The following is a 907-nucleotide window of genomic DNA, read 5'->3' on the forward strand; positions in this document are numbered from 1 at the left end:
GACTTTGCTCCGCGCAATGGAACAGCTTTTGAGAAGAGGCAGTCGGAGGGGTCCGGGGCAACGAAACGCCGCCCCGTTCGAGCGGCATTCTCGCCTGATCAACCAACAGCAGCAGCGGTCTGTGCCTCGGCCGTTCGTGCCAAATGACGGCGCAGGTCGCGCATGTCGACCTGCTGACCGCAAATCGGGCAGGTATGGAAATTGTCGTCTCGTGGGCTGGCTCGCCACCGTGCAGCTTGCCGGGGATTGGTGGTCCAAGGTCGGATTCGCCATGGCTATCAAACATTCAATTCGTCTAAAATGGTCCGGAACCATTTTAGCGCACGCTATATTGAATCGCAGTCTTGCGAGGCAGTTCATGCGTTTGAAGTTCATCCCACCTATTGAGCCGGAGCTTGTCGACACCCGCCCAAGCGGGGCGACTGGATTCACGAGATCAAATTCGACGGGTATCGCACTCAGCTCATCATGGATGAAGATGGCATCCGCCTGTTGACGAGAAGAGCGCGCCACAACCAGGACAGGTCAAGCGACTGATCCTTGGGTCTCATCACCGACAGGGGAAGTTTGCACCTGTTCGCGTCTCCGATCATGATGCGTATCCCAGCGGCCACCAAGGTTCACTCGGACGCCGGGATGGGTCCTGCAATTACTGGGCGAAGCGCAGGTGACCCACAACGGTACTTTTGACGCCGCGAGCTCCAACAGCGCGCGCGTTGGGGTGTGATCGATCAGGCAGACGTGCGGCTGTCAGCCGGCGGCCTAAGGGATACTCAGAATGTCTGGTTGTAGGCGCCCACCTCGGGGCTGCGGCGCAGCACGGTGTCGACAGCCTCGAACATCTCCCGTCGACGCTGCGACGACACCGGGCTTTCGACGACCACGACCAGTTCCGGCTTGTTCGACG

At 59.6% G+C, this 907-nt stretch carries 1 pseudogene; it reads left to right on the plus strand.

Annotation, left to right across the window (positions count from 1 at the left end):
• Nucleotides 1-358: 358 nt before the first annotated feature.
• Nucleotides 359-501: pseudogene (locus EN949_RS37005) on the plus strand (ATP-dependent DNA ligase); the annotation flags it as partial.
• Nucleotides 502-907: the final 406 nt, after the last annotated feature.

Origin of the sequence: Mesorhizobium sp. M7A.F.Ca.US.007.01.2.1, from assembly GCF_003998165.1 — a bacterium.
GTDB classification, from domain to species: domain Bacteria; phylum Pseudomonadota; class Alphaproteobacteria; order Rhizobiales; family Rhizobiaceae; genus Mesorhizobium; species Mesorhizobium ciceri.